At 74.6% G+C, this 1,442-nt stretch carries 1 protein-coding gene; it reads left to right on the forward strand.

What is annotated here, in order from left to right; translation table 11 throughout:
• Positions 1-1,442 (forward strand): cadherin-like beta sandwich domain-containing protein (locus DBR36_RS17680; protein WP_375136070.1); only part of this gene is annotated, 1,442 nt, incomplete at both ends.

The following is a 1,442-nucleotide window of genomic DNA, read 5'->3' on the forward strand; positions in this document are numbered from 1 at the left end:
TCTCGCGCCCCGGCACGGTCCAGGTACGCGGCACCGGCACCGACCTTTTCGGAGCGCCCTTCGAGGCGACCGCGACGGTCGAGGTCGGCGCGTTCACCGCGACGCGGCCGGCGTCGGTCACCGTCCCCGCCGGCAGCGCCCTCGGCACCGTGCAGAAGCAGGCGGATGCCGAGGTCCAGGCCGAACTGCGCCCCTCGGGCGCGGGGTACGGGGTGCCCGTCGTGTGGAGCTGGGACGGACTGAGCGACACCTCGTTCGCGGCACCGGGGACCGTCGAGGTCGCCGGCGTGGCGACGGGGCCCAGCGGAGAGAAGCTGCCGGCGCGCCTGACGGTCATCGTCACGGCCGCCTCGGAGCACAACGTCGCCCCGCAGAGCCAGCCGACGGCGACGTTCACCGAGAGCGCGCAGTACGACGTCCGCAACACCATCAACGGCAGCACGACCGACAAGGGATGGTCGAACTGGCGTTCGGGTACCAAGAACGAGCAGGACACGCTGAGCTACCGTCTGGCCCAGCGCGAGACGCTCACGCACGTCGACGTGCAGTTCTACCGCGACGGAGCGACCCTCAGCTGGCCCACCTCGATCCGGGTGGACCACCGTCTCGCCGACGGCGAGTGGGTGCAGGGCGCGGCCACGCCGGTTCCCGATCCCGCGAGCGGTGCGCCGCGCGTGAGCGTGCCGCTCACGGGTGCGGCCGACGAGGTGCGCGTGGTCATGACCGCGCGCCCGCAGACGCACATGATCGTGTCCGAGGTCGAGATCTACGCGGCCGCCCCCGCCCCCGCCGGCATCGCCGATCTGGCGCGGCTGACGGTCGGCGACGAGCCCGTCGCGGGCTTCGACCCCGACACCCTCGCGTACACGGTCACCTCCACCGGGGCGGCCTGGCCGAGCCTGCACGCGCTCGCCGTGGACGAGGACGCTCGCGTCGTCGTCACGCAGCCGGGCGCTGCCGACCCGGCCGCACGTGCGGTCGGCGGCGTCGGCACGGTCGAGGTGACCGCCCCCGACGGGATGTCGCGCACGTACACGGTGACGGTGAACCGTGCCGTGGGCGTGGGCACTCCGGTCGTCACCGGAGAGCCGCGCGTCGGATCGACCGTACGGGCCACGGCGACGACCGATCCCGCGGATGCCGTCCTGGCCTTCGCGTGGCTGCGCGACGGATCGCCGATCGACGGCGCCACGGCCGACGCCTACCTCCTGACCGCCGCGGACGCGGGTCGCGAGATCAGCGTCGCGGTGACGGCGACGGCATCCGGGTTCCAGGACGGTGCGAGCCGCTCGGGCGTGCTGGTCCCGGCCGCGGTGGTCGACCCGGGCACGGGTGGGTCGAATGGTGGCACTCCCGGCACGGGCGGTTCCGGCGGCGTGACCCCCGGTACGGGCACCCCGGGCGCGGGCGCCCCCGGCGCGGGGACCGGTACGGGAACGGGC

Source organism: Microbacterium sp. HMWF026 (assembly GCF_003061325.1).
GTDB classification, from domain to species: Bacteria; Actinomycetota; Actinomycetes; order Actinomycetales; family Microbacteriaceae; genus Microbacterium; species Microbacterium testaceum_E.